The 20,014-nt window shown below is 63.3% G+C and carries 19 protein-coding genes and 1 pseudogene; 10 read left to right on the forward strand and 10 right to left on the reverse strand.

Features of this window, described 5'->3' with window-relative positions; genetic code table 11:
- Positions 1 to 16 precede the first annotated feature (16 nt).
- The gene (locus NKJ09_RS09095) at positions 17 to 901 is read right to left on the reverse strand and encodes a DMT family transporter (protein ID WP_352484377.1); all 885 of its coding nucleotides are present in this window, start codon (positions 899 to 901) and stop codon (positions 17 to 19) included.
- Positions 902 to 1,086: 185 nt separating this feature from the next.
- The gene (locus tag NKJ09_RS09100; RefSeq protein ID WP_023718059.1) at positions 1,087 to 1,494 is read right to left on the reverse strand and encodes a DUF2000 family protein; all 408 of its coding nucleotides are present in this window, start codon (positions 1,492 to 1,494) and stop codon (positions 1,087 to 1,089) included.
- A 51-nt stretch (positions 1,495 to 1,545) separates the two neighbouring features.
- On the opposite strand from NKJ09_RS09100, the gene NKJ09_RS09105 reads away from it, so the two are divergent.
- Positions 1,546 to 2,418 (forward strand): AraC family transcriptional regulator, encoded by an 873-nt coding sequence (locus NKJ09_RS09105; RefSeq protein ID WP_023718060.1) that lies wholly within the window; start codon positions 1,546 to 1,548, stop codon positions 2,416 to 2,418.
- A gap of 1 nt (position 2,419) precedes the next feature.
- Here the strand turns inward: NKJ09_RS09105 and NKJ09_RS09110 are convergent, their stop codons facing one another.
- Positions 2,420 to 2,902 carry a MarR family winged helix-turn-helix transcriptional regulator gene (locus NKJ09_RS09110; RefSeq protein ID WP_023718061.1) on the reverse strand — a complete coding sequence of 161 codons (483 nt, stop codon included), beginning with the start codon at positions 2,900 to 2,902 and terminating at the stop codon, positions 2,420 to 2,422.
- A 203-nt stretch (positions 2,903 to 3,105) separates the two neighbouring features.
- The gene (locus tag NKJ09_RS09115; protein WP_352495211.1) at positions 3,106 to 3,828 is read right to left on the reverse strand and encodes an intradiol ring-cleavage dioxygenase; all 723 of its coding nucleotides are present in this window, start codon (positions 3,826 to 3,828) and stop codon (positions 3,106 to 3,108) included.
- 158 nt (positions 3,829 to 3,986) lie between these two features.
- Here NKJ09_RS09115 and NKJ09_RS09120 point away from each other — a divergent pair, with 158 nt between their 5' ends.
- A complete protein-coding gene (locus tag NKJ09_RS09120) occupies positions 3,987 to 5,048 on the forward strand; it encodes a CobW family GTP-binding protein (protein ID WP_023718063.1) in 1,062 nt (353 codons plus the stop codon).
- Between the two features lie 153 nt (positions 5,049 to 5,201).
- On the forward strand, positions 5,202 to 6,176 hold the full coding sequence (locus NKJ09_RS09125) for a WD40 repeat domain-containing protein (RefSeq protein WP_352495212.1): 975 nt from the start codon (positions 5,202 to 5,204) through the stop codon (positions 6,174 to 6,176).
- 4 nt (positions 6,177 to 6,180) lie between these two features.
- Here the strand turns inward: NKJ09_RS09125 and NKJ09_RS09130 are convergent, their stop codons facing one another.
- Positions 6,181 to 6,702, reverse strand: coding sequence for a hypothetical protein (locus NKJ09_RS09130; RefSeq protein WP_348633211.1), 522 nt, complete (start codon positions 6,700 to 6,702; stop codon positions 6,181 to 6,183).
- A gap of 89 nt (positions 6,703 to 6,791) precedes the next feature.
- On the opposite strand from NKJ09_RS09130, the gene NKJ09_RS09135 reads away from it, so the two are divergent.
- The 3 genes from NKJ09_RS09135 to NKJ09_RS09145 all read left to right on the forward strand — a co-directional run bounded on the left by NKJ09_RS09135 (position 6,792) and on the right by NKJ09_RS09145 (position 10,419).
- A complete protein-coding gene (locus NKJ09_RS09135; protein ID WP_023718066.1) occupies positions 6,792 to 8,174 on the forward strand; it encodes an aspartate aminotransferase family protein in 1,383 nt (460 codons plus the stop codon).
- A gap of 14 nt (positions 8,175 to 8,188) precedes the next feature.
- The gene (locus NKJ09_RS09140; protein WP_352495213.1) at positions 8,189 to 9,610 is read left to right on the forward strand and encodes a glutamine synthetase family protein; all 1,422 of its coding nucleotides are present in this window, start codon (positions 8,189 to 8,191) and stop codon (positions 9,608 to 9,610) included.
- Between the two features lie 86 nt (positions 9,611 to 9,696).
- A complete protein-coding gene (locus tag NKJ09_RS09145) occupies positions 9,697 to 10,419 on the forward strand; it encodes a UdgX family uracil-DNA binding protein (protein ID WP_352762737.1) in 723 nt (240 codons plus the stop codon).
- A 1-nt stretch (position 10,420) separates the two neighbouring features.
- Here NKJ09_RS09145 and NKJ09_RS09150 read toward each other — a convergent pair whose 3' ends face one another.
- The 4 genes from NKJ09_RS09150 to NKJ09_RS09165 all read right to left on the reverse strand — a co-directional run bounded on the left by NKJ09_RS09150 (position 10,421) and on the right by NKJ09_RS09165 (position 14,972).
- Entirely contained in the window at positions 10,421 to 11,686 is a 1,266-nt protein-coding gene (locus NKJ09_RS09150; protein ID WP_023718069.1) for a glycerate kinase type-2 family protein, read from the reverse strand.
- Between the two features lie 175 nt (positions 11,687 to 11,861).
- A complete protein-coding gene (locus tag NKJ09_RS09155) occupies positions 11,862 to 12,368 on the reverse strand; it encodes a heme-degrading domain-containing protein (RefSeq protein WP_352484371.1) in 507 nt (168 codons plus the stop codon).
- A gap of 94 nt (positions 12,369 to 12,462) precedes the next feature.
- On the reverse strand, positions 12,463 to 13,758 hold the full coding sequence (gene guaD / locus NKJ09_RS09160) for a guanine deaminase (protein ID WP_352762643.1): 1,296 nt from the start codon (positions 13,756 to 13,758) through the stop codon (positions 12,463 to 12,465).
- The gene (locus tag NKJ09_RS09165) at positions 13,755 to 14,972 is read right to left on the reverse strand and encodes a urate hydroxylase PuuD (protein WP_023718072.1); all 1,218 of its coding nucleotides are present in this window, start codon (positions 14,970 to 14,972) and stop codon (positions 13,755 to 13,757) included. Before NKJ09_RS09165 ends, guaD begins: the two co-directional genes overlap by 4 nt.
- Positions 14,973 to 15,111: 139 nt before the next feature.
- Here NKJ09_RS09165 and NKJ09_RS09170 point away from each other — a divergent pair, with 139 nt between their 5' ends.
- The 4 genes and pseudogenes from NKJ09_RS09170 (at position 15,112) to dps (ending at position 18,997) form a co-directional block, all read left to right on the forward strand.
- A complete protein-coding gene (locus tag NKJ09_RS09170; RefSeq protein ID WP_023718073.1) occupies positions 15,112 to 16,032 on the forward strand; it encodes a LysR family transcriptional regulator in 921 nt (306 codons plus the stop codon).
- Positions 16,033 to 16,108: 76 nt separating this feature from the next.
- Complete coding sequence (locus tag NKJ09_RS09175; RefSeq protein WP_352495214.1) at positions 16,109 to 17,116, forward strand: LLM class flavin-dependent oxidoreductase; 1,008 nt, start codon at positions 16,109 to 16,111, stop codon at positions 17,114 to 17,116.
- Positions 17,113 to 18,364 (forward strand): annotated as a pseudogene (locus NKJ09_RS09180) (LLM class flavin-dependent oxidoreductase). Before NKJ09_RS09175 ends, NKJ09_RS09180 begins: the two are co-directional and overlap by 4 nt.
- A 144-nt stretch (positions 18,365 to 18,508) precedes the next feature.
- The gene (gene dps, locus NKJ09_RS09185; protein WP_023718076.1) at positions 18,509 to 18,997 is read left to right on the forward strand and encodes a DNA starvation/stationary phase protection protein Dps; all 489 of its coding nucleotides are present in this window, start codon (positions 18,509 to 18,511) and stop codon (positions 18,995 to 18,997) included.
- 9 nt (positions 18,998 to 19,006) lie between these two features.
- Here dps and xdhC read toward each other — a convergent pair whose 3' ends face one another.
- Positions 19,007 to 19,969, reverse strand: a complete 963-nt coding sequence (gene xdhC / locus NKJ09_RS09190; protein WP_352495261.1) for a xanthine dehydrogenase accessory protein XdhC — start codon at positions 19,967 to 19,969, stop codon at positions 19,007 to 19,009.
- Positions 19,970 to 20,014 lie beyond the last annotated feature (45 nt).

Consider the following 20,014-nt stretch of genomic DNA (forward strand, 5'->3'; position numbering starts at 1 on the left):
ATCGATCCCGAGCAAATCAAAGTTTTTTTGCCAGCGCTTCCGCCTCCGCGTCCAGCGTCGCGCGGTTGTGCAAGCGAAGCCGGTGCTCGCGGTGGACGATGTAGAGGCCGCTGGCGACGATGACGGTGGCACCGACCAGCGTCCAGCGGTCGGGAAACTGGTTGAAGACGATCAGGCCGGAGATGATCATCCAGATCATCTGCGAATAGGGATAGGGAGCCAGGGCCGTGGTGGTGGCAAGGCGATAGGCCTGCACAAGAAGCCAATGGCCGATGGCGCCGAAGACGCCAAGCATCAGCAATATGAACCAGTGCCAGCCATCCTGCGGCAGCGAAAGCGAAAACGGCAGTGTCGGCAGCAGCAGCACGGCCGGCGCCAGCGCCGAAAACAGGATGAGACTTTCCGAGGTTTCCGTCGCCGACATACGGCGCGTCATGATGACGTAGAAACTGTTCGATAGCATCGAGCCGAGCGCAAAGAGATGGCCGACGCCAAAAACCCCGATGCCCGGCCGGGTGATGATGAGGACGCCGACAAAGCCGCTCATGATCGCCAGCCAGCGCCGCCAGCCGGCCCATTCGCCGAGCAACGGACCGGCAAGCGCGGTGATCACCATCGGGCCGAAGAAGTAGATCGAGGTGGTTTCCGCCAGCTGCAGCGTCCGCAGCGCCAGAATGTTGAACATGGTCGATCCGAACAGGAGCAGACCGCGCGTGAGATGCGCCGGCAGGTTGGCGGGACGAAAACGCAACGGCTCACGCCATCCGCGCAGAAAGACGCCGACAAGCAGGACATGGACCGCGAAGCGGGTCCAGGCGACGATCAGCGCCGAGACGCCAGCCAGCACAAGGTACTTGCTGCTGGTGTCGAGGAAGGTGAAAAACACATAGACGGAAAGCATGCACAGGATCGCCGCCGGCGACGTCGCGCTTTCGTCTTGTCTTGGGGGAGCATTCAATTTCAGGCCGGACGGGAAGCAAGGCAGTCCCTCACCAATGCGGGAATTGTCGCCAGCGGGCAAGCCAAAAGAGGCTGGCACACCGACAGGCGACGACAGGCTCAGTTTTGTTCCTGGTGGCCGGAGAGTCAGGTGTGCATGCGGGCACCCTTGGTGATCTTGTCGACGAGCTTCTTTTCGGCGCGAAGCGCGATGCCGACCACCTTGGCATCCTCCGGCGCAAATTCGGCAAAGACGGCACGGTTGGCCAGATCGTACCCAGTCGAAAACATTTCCTCGACATAGAGCGAAACCGTCACACCACGCTCCAGCGCCCGCCGCTGGATCGTTCCGAGCGCCTGGCCGTCTGCCGAAAGCACGATGACCGGCTGGATCGATAGCGGGTTGTAGATATTGCCGGCGCGGTCACGGTAGGGCTCGCCGATGAGGTCGGGAAACTGCGCGACGATGCCGCTGGTCAGAAAGGCGGTGACGTTGAGCTTCTGCCAGACGGGAAGATCGTCCCTGAGCACGATTGCAAATTTCGTATCGAACATGCGACAGTTTCCAATCCGAAAGGGGGCCAATCCGAGGCTGCGAGTGAAGCGATGCCGCACGGTCTAGACGGGGAAGCCTTTCAGGGTCTTGGACGTTTGTGCGTGGATGCAGCCGAGAACTGCATCGTATCGGCACCCGGTACTGCCGGCATGGAACGCATCGAGGCCCGGTTCCACGGCAACGCCTTCGATCTCCATCGCCACGACACCTATGCAATCGGGGTGACGCTTTATGGCATACAGAGCTTCCGCTATCGCGGCGCGACGCATCAGAGCCTGCCTGGCCAGATCATTATCCTTCATCCCGACGAAATGCACGATGGCGGCGCCGGCACAGAAGACGGATTGCGTTACAGAATGCTGTATTTGGAGCCGTCCCTGATGCTCGATTGCCTCGGCGGCGGGTCACTGCCGTTTGTCGGGGATGCCGTGATGACAGACCGCGATTTCCGCGCGACGCTGCTTTCGGCGCTCGGGCCGCTGGATCAGGAACTGGACGAGCTGTTTGTGGTCGATTTCATGACGCAGCTGATGCAAAGCCTGGCCCGGCACGCCGGTCAGCCGGCGAAACCGATAGCGAAAACTGCGTGGCGTGCCGCCAGTCTGGCGCGCGACTATCTGGAGGAAAATGTCGCGCGGATTGTACGTTCGGATGAATTGGAGGCGATCACCGGATTGGACCGTTATGCCCTGTCGCGGCATTTCCGCGCCACCTTCTCCACCAGCCCGCACCGGTTCCTGTTGATGCGCCGGCTTCAACGAGCCCGTCGGATGATCGAATGCGACGAGCCGCTGGCGCAAATCGCCATCGCAGCCGGCTTCAGTGACCAAAGCCATTTCAATCGGCATTTCAAGAAGGCGTTCGGCGTCACACCCGGACGCTGGTCGGCACTGACGCGGCGGCCGTCAGCGGCGAACGCGTGACCTATTCAAGGATCTTGTCCTCGATATCCAGTTCGTCATCGGGGAGCACCATTTCGCCGTTCGAAAGATTCGCTTCGACACGGGCAAGCAGCTTGAACAGCGATTTCTGATCCTTCTTGTCGAGACCCTTCAATGCCTGCTTTTCGGTCTTCTTCACCGATTTCTCGATGGCGTGGATAATTTCGCGGCCGGTGTCGGTGAGGAAAATATGCGCCTGGCGGGCATCGGCGGAGGAGGCCCGCTTTTCCAGAAAACCCTGCGCCTGCAGCCGGTTGATGGTCTTGGTGATGGTCGGCGGACGCACGCCGAGGCGGCCGGCAAGATTGCCGGGCGTCTGCCCGTCCTCGCGGTCGAGCGCCAGCATGATCTGGTCCTGACCGGCATAGAAGCCATGCGCCAGAAGCCGGGCGGCGAGCGCCGTGCGCGCCAGCCGCGCCGCCGAATGCAGCCGGCTCATTGTTGCAGTCTTGTCCGCCTTGGCCATGCTCATCCCTCCTCGGCCGAACCGGTGCGGACAGCATAGAAGCAGGCCGCCGATTGGCAATGACGATCGAAAACATTCCGGCTCGGAAAATAGCTTTGCCGGCAAGCATCGCGGTGTTCGCCGTGGCTAATGCCAGATGTTTATTTCAGTTAGATGACAAACGACTTTCCGCGACGGCTGGATGGCGACGTGACGAGGTGTCCTCAACCGGCCCTCACCGCGACCACCATCAAGGCCTGATAGGCGTCCGCCATTTCCCGCAGCGCTGCCTGCGACGGCGGCCCGGCCTGCCGCGCAATGCCGTCCCGCATGTTCGATGTATCGCGTTTGCCGGGGCGATCGTTATAGGGCGCGACGGTGGCGAATATATGCTCGCTCAAGCTGTCGGGGAAGAACATCTGGCCGGTCATTGCCGAGCGGTCGTCGGGGAAGATCTTGAAATGGATGTGGGTGGTGCGGCCGCGATACCAGCCGGGATAGATGGTGGCGAAAGAAGCGATGCCGCTTCCATCGCTTCTCTGCCAGCCGCGCAGAAAGCTCTGGCCGGACGTGTCGATATCCTGCCCGTCGCCCTGTCCGGGATAGCCGGAATAGGCGCCCTGGGCGTCGCAATGCCAGATATCGACGCGTGCGCCGGGAAGCGGCCGGCAGGCGGCGTCGACGATTTGCAGCCGCACATTGAGGGCGACGCCCTTCTTGCCCTCGGTGATATCGGCGCGTTCGAGCTTCGGGTCGAAATAGAACGGTCCTTCGGTGACCTCGAGCGTCATGGTGCAGACGCCGGCACCGGCTTCGAACAAAGCAAGCCCGGCATAGGGCGAGACCTGCCCGGCCCTTGCGCCGGCGGGCAGGAATATGCCGCCCGTGGTGACCGCTACAAGACCGAGAGCCTGCCGCCGGCTTAATGGCAAGGACTTGTCGGACATCTGGCGCCTCCTCAGTGCGAACAACCACCGCGCCAATGAACGTTCGGCAATGTGAGGAAAGTTCGGCAATACCGGCCTCTTTGGCCCATCGGTTTGCCTCGTGCAAAAGCCGAGCACACATCCTATATGGAGCCGACAATCCCTATTCGAGGCACAATATGAGCGACGCACAGACGCAGATCCCCGTTACCGTCCTTACCGGCTATCTCGGCGCCGGCAAGACGACACTGCTCAACCGCATCCTTTCGGAAAACCATGGCAAGCGCTACGCCGTCATCGTCAATGAGTTCGGCGAGATCGGCATCGACAACGAGTTGATCGTGGAATCCGACGAGGAAATCTACGAGATGAACAATGGCTGCATCTGCTGCACCGTGCGCGGCGACCTGATCCGCGTCGTCGAAGGTCTGATGCGCAGGCCCGGCCGCTTCGACGCCATCGTCGTCGAGACCACAGGCCTCGCCGATCCCGTGCCGGTAGCGCAAACCTTCTTCATGGACGACGATGTGCGTTCCAAGACCAGGCTCGATGCGGTGGTGGCGCTGGTCGACGCCAAGCACCTGCCGCTGCGCCTCAAGGATTCCCGCGAGGCCGAGGACCAGATCGCCTTTGCCGATGTCGTCGTGCTCAACAAGACCGACCTGGTCACCCCCGAAGAGCTGAGCAAGGTGGAGGCGACGATCCGCGCCATCAACCCGGCGGCACGCATCCATCGCACCACACGCGCCGGCGTGGCGCTGTCCGAGGTGCTCGATCGCGGTGCGTTCGACCTGTCCCGGGCGCTGGAGAACGATCCGCACTTCCTCGAGGCGCATGACGATCACGACCATCATGATCATGATCACCATGATCACGAGGGCCATGATCATCACGATCATGACGGGCATGACCATCATCACGCGCACCCTTCCGACATCCATGATGTGACGGTGCAGTCGGTGTCGCTGCGCGGCGGCGAGATGGACCCGAAAAAGTTCTTCCCGTGGATCGAGAAGGTCACCCAAATGGAAGGCCCGAACATCCTGCGGCTGAAAGGTATCATCGCGCTGAAAGGCGATGACGAGCGCTATGTCATCCAGGGCGTGCACATGATCATCGAAGGCGACCACCAACGCGCCTGGAAGGACGGCGAGAAGCACGAGAGCCGGCTGGTGTTCATCGGCCGCGAACTCGACGCCGAGCGGCTGAAGACAAGCTTCCAGGCCTGCCACGCCGCTTGATTTAGCTGCCCTTTCCCCCTTCTCCCCTTGTGGGAGAAGGGGCGCCCGCAACGCTGGCGCTCTCTCCTCACGACGATCCGAAGCACGGGTTGAGACCCGCAGCTCAACCCCTTAAGGGTGGGGCAGCAGAAATCTCGAACGGAATGGTCTCTCATGCCGACAGTCGCCCCGCTCGATCTCGAAGGCCACTGCCTCGCCGCCGTGTTCCTTGGCGACGTGCCGCATTTCGCGCTGGCCGACGGCACAATCCATCGGCTCGACCATGGCCACAAGACGGTGCAGGCCAATGACGGGCTGCTCGCCGCCCTTCACGATGGCGCAAACGACCGGCTGATCACCGGCGGTGAGGACGGCAAGATCTTTGCCGTGACCGCAGGCGGCAATACTGCGGAATTGGCGACCGCAGGCAAAAAATGGATCACCAGCGTCGCCGCCGGGCCGCAAGGCGCTGTTGCGTATGCTTCGGGCAAAATTGCCTATGTGCGTTTTGCTGACGGCAAGACCAGGGAATTCTCGCATCCGCGCTCGGTCGAGGGGCTGGCCTTCTCGCCCAAGGGCATGCGCTTCGGCGTTGCCCGCTACAATGGCGCGACGCTGCATTTCCCGGCCGCCGACGGCAAGCCGGTCGAGCTCGAATGGGCCGGCGCCCACACCGGCATCACGTTTTCGCCGGACGGCGGCTTCGTCGTCACCACAATGCAGGAAAACGCGCTGCATGGCTGGAAACTCGCCGACGGCAAGCACATGCGGATGTCCGGCTATCCCGGCAAGGTCAAAAGCCTGTCGTGGAGCGCCAAGGGCAAATGGCTGGCGAGTTCGGGCGCTCCGGCGGCGATCGTCTGGCCGTTTTCGGGCAAGGATGGGCCGATGGGCAAGGCGCCGCTGGAACTCGGCACGCGCGGCAATGCGATGGTCACCTCCGTCGCCTGCCATCCGAGCCAAGATGTAGTGGCGATAGGGTATGATGACGGCATGGTGATGGCGGTGCGCTTCGCCGACGCCAGGGAAGTGCTGTTGCGCCGGCCAGGCAAGGGCGCCATCACATCGATGATGTGGGACAAGGAAGAGCGCCGCGTCGCGTTCGGCAGCGCCGCCGGCGATTGCGGCGTCATCGACATTTCCGCCTAGCCCGTTAGTCGGCTCCGCAAGATACTTTGCCGGTCAATTCAGCCGGCTTGCCATCCTTTTCGGCATCGTCCGTTACATCATAGATTGAGAGCAAATAGCGGCCGTCATAGACGCCTTCGTCGCTGGCCTTGGTCAGGATCGCCAGTTCGACATAGTCGTAGGCGTTTTCGACCTGCCGTTCGCGATAGACGAGCAGCCGCAATTCCTTGTTGTCGAGCCAATATTGCGTGAGGTTCTGATCCTCGAACACAGTCTTGCGCAGACTGTCGCCGACTGGCCTGCCCAGAATTTCGAGCTCGCCGCGAAAATTGAAGGTCGGCCCGCCCATGCCTCTGGTGACCCCGGCATCGACCTCAAATTTGACGGCTGCATCCTCGGCGGAACACCAGATGCCGCCGGATGCCAAAGCCGCACCAACCGACGACAGCAGCGTTGCCGCGCAGATGATCGCCCGCACCATCGTGTCCCCTCCAGCCGAAGTGCCATTGGCGCCCGAAGGCGGCTCGCGGTCAAGCGCCTGTTCCATTCAAATGACCGCTGACCCAACACAGGGCAGCCGCCCGCCAATTGCGGTGGCGGATGCCGATTGTCTAAAGTGCGGCGGAGAGGGCCGCCATGAACGTCATCGACCATTCAAAGACCTCCATCGGCGGCATCGGCCCGGCCCGGATTGCCGAGTTGCGCGAGACCGAGGCAGAAGCCTTCCGCCAGGCGCGGCCGAAATCGATGGCGAAAATCGGCAATGGCCTGCCCGGCTTCTTCGGCGGCGTGCCGATGCACTGGATGAACGACTGGCCGACGCCGTTCCCGATCCTCGTTGATAAGGCCAAAGGCACCGCCATCAGAGATATCGACGGCAACCGGCTCGACGATTTCTGCCTCGGCGACACCGGCTCGATGTTCGGTCATTCGCCGCCGCCGGTCGCCCGCGCCATCCGCCGGCAGGCCGGACGCGGTCTGACCTACATGCTGCCTGCCGAGGACGCGCTCGCCATCGGCCCGCTGCTGCAACAGCGCTTCGGTCTGCCGTTGTGGCAGATCGCGACGACGGCAACCGACGCCAACCGCTTCGCGCTGCGGGTTGCCCGTGCCGTTACCGGCCGGGAGAAGATCCTGGTCTTCAACGGCTGCTATCATGGCTCGGTCGACGAGACGATGGTCCGGCTGGTCGACGGCAAAGCGGTGAACCGACCGGGACTGGCCGGCGAATTCCGCGACCTGACGCGGGCAACTGATATCGTCGAGTTCAACGATCTGCCGGCGCTTGAGGCCGCACTTCAGGGCAACGATGTCGCCTGCGTCATCGCCGAGCCGGTGCTGACCAATTCCTGCATGGTGCTGCCCGAAGCCGGCTTTCATGACGGCTTGCGGCGTCTCACCCGTGCGACCGGCACGCTGCTTCTAATCGACGAGACGCATACGATCTCGACCGGTCCCGGCGGCTATACAAGCAAATACGGGCTGGAGCCGGACCTGTTCGTGCTCGGCAAGCCGATTGCCGGCGGCATACCGGCGAGTGTGTGGGGCATGAGCGAAGGCGTTGCGGCGCGCTATGCCGCTTATATCAGCCGGAAAGAGCCCGGCTATTCCGGCATGGGGACAACGCTGTCGGCCAATCCGCTGCAATTCGCGGCGATGCGTGCCACGCTCGAAGACGTCATGACCGACGAGAACTACAGCCATATGGACCATCTGGCGCGGCGGCTCGACGCCGGGCTGACTGCCGTTATCGATCGCTATCGCCTGCCCTGGCATGTTGCTCGGGTCGGCGCCCGCGTCGAGTTCATCTGCGCGCCAGGCCCGCTGAGGAATGGCGGCGAAGCCGAGAGGGCGCATGCGCCGGAGCTCGAAGCGGCGATGCATGTCGCGCTGGTCAATCGCGGCGTGCTGATCGCACCGTTCCACAATATGATGCTGATCTCGCCGGCAACTCGCGCCGCCCAGGTGAACCGGCTGATCACCGCCTTCGGCGCGGTTGCGGCAAAGCTTACGGCATGAGACAAGCTGGCAGCATGAAACAAGCGCCCAAGCAAAGTTTGAACCTGGTCACGGCATCCCCTTCGGGCTCGACGCCCGCCGAGGCGCAGGCCTTTCTCGACGCCCATCCGGAGATCGAAGCGTTCGACATCGTGCTGACCGACGCCAATGGCGTGGGGCGCGGCAAGATCGTGCGCCGACATGAGTTGATGAGCATCTTCGAGGGCGGCCGGCACATGCCGATCTCGATCCTCGGCCTCGACATCACCGGCGAGGATGTTCACGAGACCGGGCTGATCTGGACGACCGGCGACGGCGACCTGCGGGCGTGGCCGATCCCCGGCACGCTGGTGCCGCTGTTCGGCACCCAGCCGCCGCGCGGCCAGGTGTTGATGGCGATGTACCATCTCGATGGCCAGCCGATGTCGTCCGACCCGCGGCTGGCGCTCGCCCGCCAGGTAGATATCCTCGCGGCCAAGGGCCTGCATCCGGCCGGCGCCTTCGAGCTCGAGTTCTTCCTGCTCGCCAATGAGCGCGATGCCGAAGGCAAGGTGCAGCCGGCGCATGCGGTGCTCGACGGCCGCCGCTCGGCCAAGACAGAGGTCTATTCCGTCGACCATCTGCACGGCATGGAGCCGCTGTTTTCCGACATCTATGCCGCGGCCAAGGTGCAAGGCATCCCGGCCGAGACGGTCATCTCGGAATATGCGCCCGGCCAGTACGAACTGACGCTCAATTACCGCAGGGACGTGATGCGGGCGGCCGACGATCTCGTCATGCTCAAGCGGCTGGTGCGGGCGCAGGCACGCCGTCATGGTGTCACCGCTTGCTTCATGGCCAAGCCGATCGAGAAGTATGCCGGCTCTGGCATGCATTTTCATGTCTCGCTGCTGGATGATGCCGGCAAGAACGTCTTTGCCGAAGCCGGCGGCGAAAGCTGGTCGCTTCCGCTGCTGCGCGGTCTCGGCGGACTGATCCAGACGATGGCGGAATCGATGCTGGTGTTCGCGCCGCACGCCAATTCATGGCGGCGCTTCGTATCGCAATCCTATGCGCCGGTGGCGCCGACCTGGGGCGTCAACAACCGTTCGGTGGCGCTGCGTGTGCCGGCCGGCGATGCCAAGAACCGCCGCATCGAGCACCGGCCATCGGGCGTCGACGCCAACCCTTATCTAGTCGCGGCAACGGTGCTGGCCGGCATCACTAGGGGTCTCGACGAAGGTCTTGACCCCGGCCCTGAAACCACCGGCAATGGCTACGAATCCGCCGTCACGCGCACGACGATGCCGGTCGACTGGCGTGCCGCGATCGAGGCGGCAAGGGCGTCGACCTTCCTCAAGGGCGCATTGGGCGAAGACCTGCACCGGACATTCGTGGCGATCAAGCAGTCGGAATATCTGCGCGTGGCGCGCACGGTCAGCGAACTGGATTATCACCTCTATCTGCACGAGGTTTAGGGCTTCACATCGTCGGCCATCTGCCGGTGAAGGCCCATGCGAAATAATTTCAGCGGAACCTTCGGCGGGCTTTGCTCATTGCGTGTCTGATTGCAGGAGCGAACAAGGCCGCCTTAGTCATGATCGCCAGGATGCAGACAACCCCGACGCCGCACCATGCCAAGGTGCAGTCGAGAGGCTTGCCTGCAAGCAAGTCCCCGGACATGACAGAAATCGACGCCAGGACGATTCCTGAACTGCGCGAAACGGCCAAGATCTGCCGCCGCTGTCCGCTATGGCGCGATGCCACGCAGACCGTGTTCGGTGAGGGTCCTGATAAAGCCAAGGTGATCTTCGTCGGCGAACAGCCGGGCGACCAAGAGGACCTGGCGGGCAAGCCTTTCGTCGGTCCGGCCGGCAAGGTGTTCGACGCGATCCTGGATGATGCCGGCGTCGATCGGCTGAAAGTCTACGTCACCAACGCGGTTAAGCATTTCAAGTTCGAGCCGCGCGGCAAGCGGCGCATCCACTCCAAGCCGAATGCCGGCGAGGTGCAGGCTTGCCGCTGGTGGCTGGACAAAGAGATCGATCTGATCAAGCCCAACCTGGCGGTGGCACTCGGCGCCACTGCAGCGCAGGCGCTGCTCGGCAAGGTGGTGCCGATCATGAAGATGCGCGGGGCGGTAGTGGAGCGCGACGATGGCTTGCGTGTCTTCGTCACCATCCACCCGTCCTTCATTCTGCGCATTCGCGAGCCGGCGGACAAGCGGGCCGAACGCGAGCGGTTCCTGCAGGATATGAGAGCGGTGAAAAGGCTGATGGCGGCCTGAGCTATTTGATCAATATCGCCCGGAGATCGTTGATGTTTGTGCCGGTCGGACCGGGTACGAAAAGGTCATCTACGGCATTGAATGCCGTCCAGGCGTTGTTGCCGGCAAGCATGGCCTTGGCATCGACGCCCGCCGCGCGCATCCGCGAAACTGTCGAGCCGTCGGCGAAGGCGCCGGCATTGTCTTCCGAACCGTCAATGCCGTCGGTGTCGGCGGCCAGTGCGTGCACGCCCGCCATGCCGGTGATGCCGATGGCGAAGGCGAGCAGGAATTCCGAGTTACGGCCGCCTTTGCCTTTCGCGCGCAGGGTCACCGTCGTCTCGCCGCCCGACAGGATCAGCACCGGCTTTGCAAATGGCCGGCTGCGCGTCGCCACCTCGCGCGCGATTGCGGCGTGGATGCCACCGACCTCGCGTGCCTCGCCCTCGATGGAATCGGAGAGAATGACGGCCTGAATACCTCGGCGCTTCGCTTCGGCCGCTGCTGCTTCCAGCGAGACGCCGGCCGAAGCGATCAGATGCACCTCGTTGCGGATAAAACGCGGATCGTCCGGACGTGGCGCATCGGCCGCCGGCGACTTGATATGCGCCATGACCGAAGCCGGCAGCTTCATGCCATAGGCAGCGATCGACGCCAGTGCGTCCTCACGGCTGCCTATGTCCGGCACGGTCGGACCAGAAGCGACCAGAGCCGGATTGTCGCCCGGAATGTCTGATACCACCAGCGAGACCACCTTGGCCGGATATGCGGCGGCCGCCAGCCTGCCGCCCTTGATGGTGGAAAGGTGCTTACGGATCGTGTTCATCGCGGCGATCGGCGCGCCGGAGGCGAGCAGCGCCTCGTTGACGGCGATCTCATCGGCCAGCGTCAGACCTTCGGCGGGTGACGGCAGCAGCGCCGAGCCACCGCCGGAAATGAGCGCTACGACCAGGTCGTCCGCAGTCAGTCCCTGGACTTTTTCGAGCAGCCGTCGCGAAGCTTCCAGCCCGGCGGCATCCGGCACCGGATGCGCCGCCTCGATGATCTCGATGCGCCGGCAGGCCGCGCCATAGCCGTAGCGGGTGACGACCAAACCTTCGATCGGCCGGTCCCACACTTTCTCGAAAGCCGCCGCCATCTGCGCCGAGCCTTTTCCTGCACCGATGACGATCGTGCGGCCCTTCGGCCTTGCGGGCAAATGATTCTTGATCGTCCTCTGGGGATCGGCGGCGGCAACGGCGGCGTTGAAGATGGATATAAGGAAGGATTTCGGGTCGAGAATGGTCATACTGAGCTGCCACCGACGTTCTGCGAACTTCTGCGGCGTTTGCGCTGCCCCTCACCCTTACCCTCTCCCCGTCTAGAGACGGGGAGAGGGGGTAGCCAGCGTTGGAGCGCTTCCCTTCTCCCAGTCGCTAGACGGGGAGAAGGTGCCGGCAGGCGGATGAGGGGCGGCGCCAACGTCACGATGTTGCTTCCGGCGGCAGGACCAACTCCTGGTTATCCACGCCCAAATAGGCACAGAGCGCATCGACGACCACACCATGGTCCTCACGCTCCGGCAGGCCCGAGACGGCGATCACGCCGATGACACCGGCGCCCTTGACAGTGATGGGAAAGCCGCCGCCGGCCAGCACGTAGTCGACAATGTCCAGCCCCTCGCCAGGCTTGAAGCTGCGGTCGGGGCGCTGCTGCTCCAGCACCATGCGGTAGGTGCTTTTCAGGAATCGCCGCACGACGTTGATCTTGCGCCGCGCCCAGTCCGGATTGGAAGCGTTCGAGCCGGGCATTGCCGCATAGAACAGCGGCCGATCGAAGGTTCTGATATCGATGATGATCGGCAGGTTCTCGGTCAAAGCCCGGTCGCGGATCGCCGAGCCGATCTCGAAAGCGACAGCCTCGTCGAAGGCGGAGAAAACAAGCGCGGCTTCCTGTTTCTTGATCAGAGCGATGTCGTCCGCAACGGCCATGTCGTTCCCCTGTCAATCTCGCCGCACGCTTTGGCCGATGGCTGCCGTTCGGTCAAGCCGGGACGCCGGGACCAGCTAGGTCGCCATGTCCGCCTTAGGCTGCCCGACCGGCGACATAGACCTCGTGCACGGCGCGGTCGTCGCCGAGCGTCTGCAGCAGAAACAATTCCTCGGCGAGCGTGTCCGCCGTCTCCACCCGCAGCCGCATCGCCGGCGTGGCGCGGGCGTCGAGCACGACGATATCGGCGTCGCTGCCTTCCTCCAGAGTGCCGATCTTTTCCACAAGCGACAGCGCCTCAGCATTGCCGCGGGTCAGTTGCCAGAATGACTGAAACGGATTGAGCTTCTCGCCATTCAGCGCGATCACCTTGTAGCCCTCGTCCATGGTGCGCAGCATCGAATAGTTGGTGCCACCGCCGACATCGGTGGCGGCGGCGATGCGGAGCGGCTTCTCGCGGCGGCGATAGCGCTGATAATCGAACAGGCCCGAGCCGAGAAACAGGTTGGAGGTCGGGCAGAACACCGCCACCGAGCCGCTATCGGAAAGCGCATCCGCCTCGCGTTCCGACAGATGGATGCAATGGCCGAACAGGCTTCTGCGCCCGAGCAGCCCGTAATGCTCATAAACATCGGTATAGTCGCGCGCCTGCGGATGAAGCTGCTGCGTGAAGGCGATCTCGGCGTGGTTTTCCGACAGATGCGTCTGCATATGCAATTGCGGATATTCGCGGCAGAGCGCGCCCGCCGTTTCCAATTGCTCGGGTGACGAGGTGATGGCGAAGCGCGGGGTGATGGCATAGTGCTGGCGCCCCTTGCCGTGCCACTCCTCGATCAGCGCCTTGCTGTCGTCATAACCCGATTGCGGCGTGTCGAGCACGCCGTCCGGCGCGTTGCGGTCCATCATCACCTTGCCGGCGATGTTGAGCATGTTGCGGTCATGCGACTCGGCAAAGAACGCCTCGGCCGATTCCTTGTGTACCGAGCAATAGGCGGCGACAGTCGTCGTGCCATGACGCAATACTTCATCCAGGAACAGCCTGGCGATACGGCGGCCATGCTGAGCGTTCCCGAATTTTGTCTCTTCCGGAAAAGTGTAGGTGTTCAGCCAGTCGAGCAGCTCGGCGCCGAAGGAAGCGATGACCTGCATCTGCGGAAAATGCGCGTGCGCATCGATGAACCCGGGCAGCAGCAGATGCGGCCGATGGTCGACCTTTCTTGTTCCCTCGCCCGCCTTTTTCTCGACCTCGGCATAGGCGCCGGCGGCAATGATCCTACCATCGCGGAGCAGCAGGCCGCCATCTTGCTCGTAGCGCCAGGCGGAATGGTCGTCGACGGTTTCGGGCCAGCGCAAAAACGACAGCGTGCGGCCGCGCAGGAGCGTGCTGGTCATTTCCTTGCGCCTTCGAACCATGCCACCAGCAGCGCCCGTTCCTTGTCGGTGATCTGGGTGACGTTGGCGGGCGGCATGGCGTGGCTGCGGCCGGCCTGCAGGTAGATCTCGCCGGCGTGCTCGGCGATGCCGGCATCGGTGTCGAGCATCACGCCCTTCGGCGCGTGGTAGATGCCCTCGTAGGACGGCTCCGCGGCGTGGCACATCGAACAGCGGCCAAGCACCGTATCGCGCACGGCAGGGAAATGCGCCGAGGCAACGTAGACCTGGGCCGCCGCCGACGCCTTCGCCTCGCCGGTCAGCAACTTCGGCACCGTCGACAGCCAGATGATGACCAAGAACAGCACGGCCGCCGCCAGCCAGGTCCAGGTCGGATTGCCTTTGCGCGCATGCCTGGTGTTGAAATAGTGCCGGATCAGCACGCCGATGATGAACACAAGCGAGGCGATGACCCAGTTGAACTCTGTCCCGAACGCCAGCGGATAATGGTTCGACAGCATCAGGAACAAAACGGGCAGCGTCAGGTAGTTGTTGTGCAGCGAGCGCTGCTTGGCGATCTTGCCGTATTTCGGATCGGGCTTACGGCCGGCGATCAGGTCGGCGACGACGATCTTCTGGTTGGGGATGATGACCATGAAGACGTTGGCCGACATGATCGTCGCGGTGATGGCGCCAAGATGCAGGAACGCGGCGCGGCCGGTGAACAGGTGGGTCAGTCCCCAGGCCATGAATACCAGCACCCCATACAGCACCAGCATCAGGCCGGTGTCGCTGTTGCCGAGCGGCGAACGGCACAGGAGATCGTAGACCACCCAGCCGACGCCGATCGTCGCCAGCGACAGCAAGATGCCTGTAGGCACCGACATGGCAAGCACATTCGGATCGATCAGGAACAGGTCCGCCCCGGCATAATAGACCACGCACAGCATCGCGAAGCCTGACAGCCAGGTGGCGTAGGATTCCCACTTGAACCAGGTCAGGTGCTCGGGCATTTCGGCCGGTGCCACCAGATATTTCTGCACGTGGTAGAAGCCGCCGCCATGCACCTGCCATTCCTCGCCGAAAGCGCCTGCAGGCATGCCCGGGCGTTGGCGCAGGCCGAGGTCGAGCGCGACGAAATAAAAGGACGAGCCGATCCAGGCGATGCCGGTGACGACGTGCAGCCAGCGCACGGCGAAACTCAGCCAATCCCAGAATATCGCGAAATCCATCATGAAAAATCGTCCCTGCCGATCGACTGACTTTACGGACTGGAGCGCAAACGGAAAGGGCTGAGGTGCACGATGACTTTCAAAAAAAATTGGAAAATACTAGGCTGATCATACGCAGCCACATGAGAGCCCCGAAAGCCGCATGGCCTATCTCGATAACATCGCCGTTTTTGTTCGCGTCGTCGAACTCGGCAATTTGTCGGCGGCTGGGCGCGACATGCGCATTTCGCCGGCGGTCGCTTCCAACCGGATCAAGGAGCTCGAGAAGCATCTCGGTGTCAGGCTGTTCAACCGCACGACGCGGCAGTTGATGCCGACCGAGCACGGCACGGTGTTCTATTCCGGCGCCAAGCAGGTGCTCGAGGCGGTCACCGAGGCCGAAGCTGCGGTCAGCGCGTTATCCGGCCAGCCGCGCGGCACCATAAAGGTGACAGCGCCGCTCGGCCTCGGGCGGAGACTGGTGGCATCCGGCATCCCGGATTTCCACGACAGATACCCAGATATCGAGGTGCGGCTCCGGCTTTCCGACCACAATGTCGATATCATGAAGGAAGGCATCGACGTTGCGTTCCGGCTGGGCATCATCGAGGATTCCAGCCTCAGGATGCGCGGCATCATGGACTGCGAGCGAGTGCTGGTGGCGGCTCCGCAATATCTGGAGGCGCGCGGCGAGCCGAGCGAGCCGAGCGAGTTGATCGGCAAGAAGCACGATTGCCTGATGCTGCGCTATTCCGGCGCGCGCGAATATGTCTGGACCCTGCAGACGCGGAACGGGCCGCAAAAGTTCGAAGTGCACGGCCCCTACGATACCGATGACGGCGACGTGCTGACCGGCTGGGCGCTGTCCGGCCGCGGCATCATCAACAAGCCGCGCTTCGAGGTCGAGCCGTTTATCCGCGACCAGCGGCTGAAGGTGATCCTGAGCAAAACGCCGCCGACGCCGGTGCAATTCGCCGCCGTCTACCCGCATAAGAAGCTGCAGGATCCGAAGGTGCGGCTGCTGCTCGACTTCATGGCCGAGCGCTGCCAGCGGCTGATCAGGGATATTCTGGCCGGCAAATGATCGCCGGCTGGCCGGTTGCTTTCCGTCCAGCCGGCGAAGATATTTCTTATGGAATCTCACTCACCAGGGAAGACCGATGGCCAGCGGCGCCACAATGCATCTAGCCGTTTCACTAGCTCCGGAAACTGCTCCCTCCTCTCCGTCCGACGTCGTTCCGGATTTCAGTCTGCTGACGCGGTCCGTGCAAAAAGCCGAAGCGGCCGGCCTGGATATGGTGTTGCTCGCCGATTCCGCGCCGGTTGCAGGCGGACCGAACCGGCAAATGCGCTTCGAAGCAACGACCTTGCTGGCAGCGCTGGCGACGGTGACAAGCAGGATCGGTCTCATCGCCGCGGCGTCAATGGTCGCCCACCAGCCCTATAATCTCGCGCGCCGTTTCGCTTCGCTCGACATTATCAGCCATGGCCGCGCCGGCTGGAACGCCAGCATGATGCCCGACCCGCGCGAGGCGGCCAATTTCAGCCGACCGGAAGGGTTTTCCGGCGACGCATTCCGCCTGCGCGCCGAGGAATTCGTCGGCATCGTGCAAGGCTTGTGGAAAGGCTGGGACGCAGACGCGCTTCTGTTCGACAAAAGTGGCGGCCGCTTCTTCGATCCCGAGAAGATGCACCTTCTCGACCACAGGGGCGAATATTTTTCTGTGCGCGGGCCGCTCAACGTGGCGCGGTCGCCGCAGGACACGCCGGTGCTGGTCATGTCGGGCCTGTCCGAGCCCGACATGGATATCGCCGCCCGCACCGCCGATGTTGTCCTGCTAGACCAGCGATCGATCGACTGGGCTGACGATCTGAAGCGCCGTGCGCTTGCCTTCGGGCGCAGGCCGGAGGGGCTGAAGGTGCTGATGAATGTTGTCACGGATGGCGAGATGGCCGCCATGCCGGATATGTTTGCGGATAGGCTCGAAGAGTGCTTTCGCTCGAAAGCCTGCGACGGTTTCAACATCGCCGTGCCGCTCACGTCGGCGCTCGACGATTTCATCGGTCTCGTGCTGCCGGAGCTTCGCCGCCGCGGCCTTGTCCGGTCCGGCTACAGCGCGGCGACACTGCGGGCCCATCTCGGGCTTGCAGGGGAGAATCGGCAATGAGCGCCGGTCGAGGCCAGATGAAGCTCGGCGCCTTCCTATGGGCGACAGGCCACCACATCGCCGCCTGGCGCCATCCGCAGGCGCATGTCACGGCTGGCATCGACATCGATCATTACATCCAGCTGGCGCGGACGGCGGAAGCGGCGAAGTTCGACATGATCTTCTGCGAGGACGCCGCCGGTGTGCGCGAGGCCAATGTCGACATCGCCAGCCAAACGTCGCGCTCGATTGGCTTCGAGCCGATCAGCCTGCTTGCGGCGCTCGCGGTGCAGACGGAGCGCATCGGCCTCGTCTCCACGGCATCGACGAGTTACAACGAGCCTTACGGGCTGGCGCGGACCTTCCTGTCGCTCGACCATCTGAGCGGCGGGCGTGCCGGCTGGAACCTTGTCACTTCGGCCAGCCAGATCGAGGCCGCCAATTTCGGCTCGACCGGTCTGCGCCCGCATGCGGACCGTTACGAGCGCGCGCGAATTCGCTGCCGTGGTTGCCGGCCTTTGGCGAGGCCAGGGTGGACACGAAGGCAGAAGTTTTTCGGTGCGTGACCCGCTCGATCTGCCGCGCTCGCCACAAGGTGCACCGGTCATGGTGCAAGCGGGAGCGTCGGACGAGGGTCGTGACCTCGCCGCCCGGACCGCCGACGTGGTCTTTACGGCGGCGCAGACATTCGAGGAAGCGAAGGCCTTCTACGACGACCTCAAGGGACGGCTGGCTGCCTATGGGCGCAAGCCGGACGACCTCAAGATCATGCCTGGGGTGGCGCCGGTCGTCGCGGCAAGCGAAGCGGAAGCCCGGGCAAAACATGATGAACTGCAGGAGCTGATACCGGACGATGTCGGCGTTGCGCTGCTTTCCAGCTATCTCAGCATATCCGATCTCTCGCGCTATCCCATCGACGGACCGCTGCCGCAGCTGCCGGCCAGCGAAGGCATGCAGAGCCGGCAGGCGCTCGTCATCGAGCAATCGCGCCGCGACAACCTGTCCATTCGCCAGCTTGCCCGTCATTTCGCCGGCGCGCGCGGCCATTGGCGCGTCGTCGGAACTCCGGCCCAGATCGCCGACCAGCTCGCAGCACGCTTCGAGGGCGGCGCGGCAGACGGTTTCAACCTGATGCCATCCTATTTTCCCGGCGAACTCGATGCCTTTGCCACGCTTGTCGTGCCGGAGCTGCAGCGGCGCGGTCTGTTCCGTACGGATTATGACGGCAGCACGCTGCGCGACCATCTGGGCTTGAAAAGGCCAGCGTAAACGACGAGCGGAACGAAAGTCGGAGATCGCCGTTTTGGGATGCTGTGCCGCGGCGATGAGGGCGTCTGCGCGCATGTTCGATTGACCTTCCACAACCTTCGCCCTCTTCAAACCACGCGGACGCAACCGCCACAGGAGCCGATCATGGATGCCATCGCCACCCGCAACGACCTGCAATCCAATGCCAAGAAAGAGTGTATCGATCTTCTCAACGCCCGCCTCGCCGACGCCATAGATCTGGCCTTGATCACCAAGCAGGCGCACTGGAACGTCAAGGGGCCGCAATTCATCGCCATCCATGAGATGCTCGACACGTTCCGCGAGGAGATCGACGGACATGTCGACACCATTGCCGAGCGCGCCGTACAGCTCGGCGGCACGGCGCTCGGCACATCGCAGGAGGTGTCGAAGGCGACTATGCTCGAGGCCTATCCGACCGACATCCACAAGACCCGAGATCATCTGGCGGCGCTGATCGACCGCTATGCCGCGACCGCCAAGCGGGCACGCGCGGCGATCGACGAAGCGGCGGGAGCGGGCGACGCCGACACCGCCGACATCTTCACCGCCTATTCACGCTCGCTCGACAAATTGCTGTGGTTCCTCGAGGCACACACGCAGGAACAGGAATAGAAGGAAACGTCAGCCCGCCATCGCCTTGCCACGACGTGCTTTGGACGGAGCTGCCGGTTCTATCGCGTGGGCGGCCAACGCCGTCATGATCTCGGCTGCGGCGAGTGCGGCGATCACTTGCGGGCGCTTGTCCTTGACGGCATCGCCGCCGATCGGCGAGACGAGGCGGTCAAATTCCGCCTCGCTTCCGTCCGCCGACTTAAGGAACCAGTTCCGAAACGTCGCCTTCTTGGTTCTGGAGCCTATCATGCCGACATAGGCGGCATCCCGGCGTTTCAGCGCCTCGGCGACGATCAGGAAATCCAGCGCGTGGTCATGGGTAAGGACGACGAAGGCGGATCCAGCCGGGGCTTCGCGCACCATCGCCTCAGGCATCGGCGTCAAACAGGTTTCGACCGTGTCTGGCATGCCCTCCAGCGCTTCGGCTCGCGTCTCGGCAATGATGACATGCACCGGCAGCAAAGCCACCGCCGAGGCCAACGCATGGCCGACATGGCCGCCGCCGAAGATGTAGACATGCGGCAGCTGCGCCTCCTCGGCTTCCGCCGCCGCGACCAACTTGGCCTCAAGCGCGGCGTCAACCAGCCGGATCAGCACCTCGACCCTGCCGCCGCAGCACTGCCCGATCTCCGGGCCGAGCGCGACGTCGAGCGTCGCGACAGCGTTGCGGCCAGCCCCCTTCTCCCCGTAACTATACGGGGAGAAGGGGCCGGCAGGCGGATGAGGGGCGGCGCCAGCCTCGACAGATTCGCCAGAACCTGAGGCCGATCGACCAAGCATCTGCCGCGCTTTGTCGATCGCCATATATTCGAGCTGGCCGCCGCCGACCGTGCCGAAAGTGGCCGATCCTGAGACGAGCATGAAGGCACCCCTCTCGCGCGGCGTCGAGCCTTTTGTCCCGGCCACCTCAACCAAGGCGACCCGGCAGGCACCGGCAAGAAAGGCTTTCAGGCTCTGCATTTTCGCGTTCATCATTCGCGTTCCCTGTTGGGAAATATAGAGTTTTTCGGCCTGAAT

Origin of the sequence: Mesorhizobium sp. M0189 (genome assembly GCF_040322135.1) — a bacterium.
Lineage (GTDB): Bacteria > Pseudomonadota > Alphaproteobacteria > Rhizobiales > Rhizobiaceae > Mesorhizobium.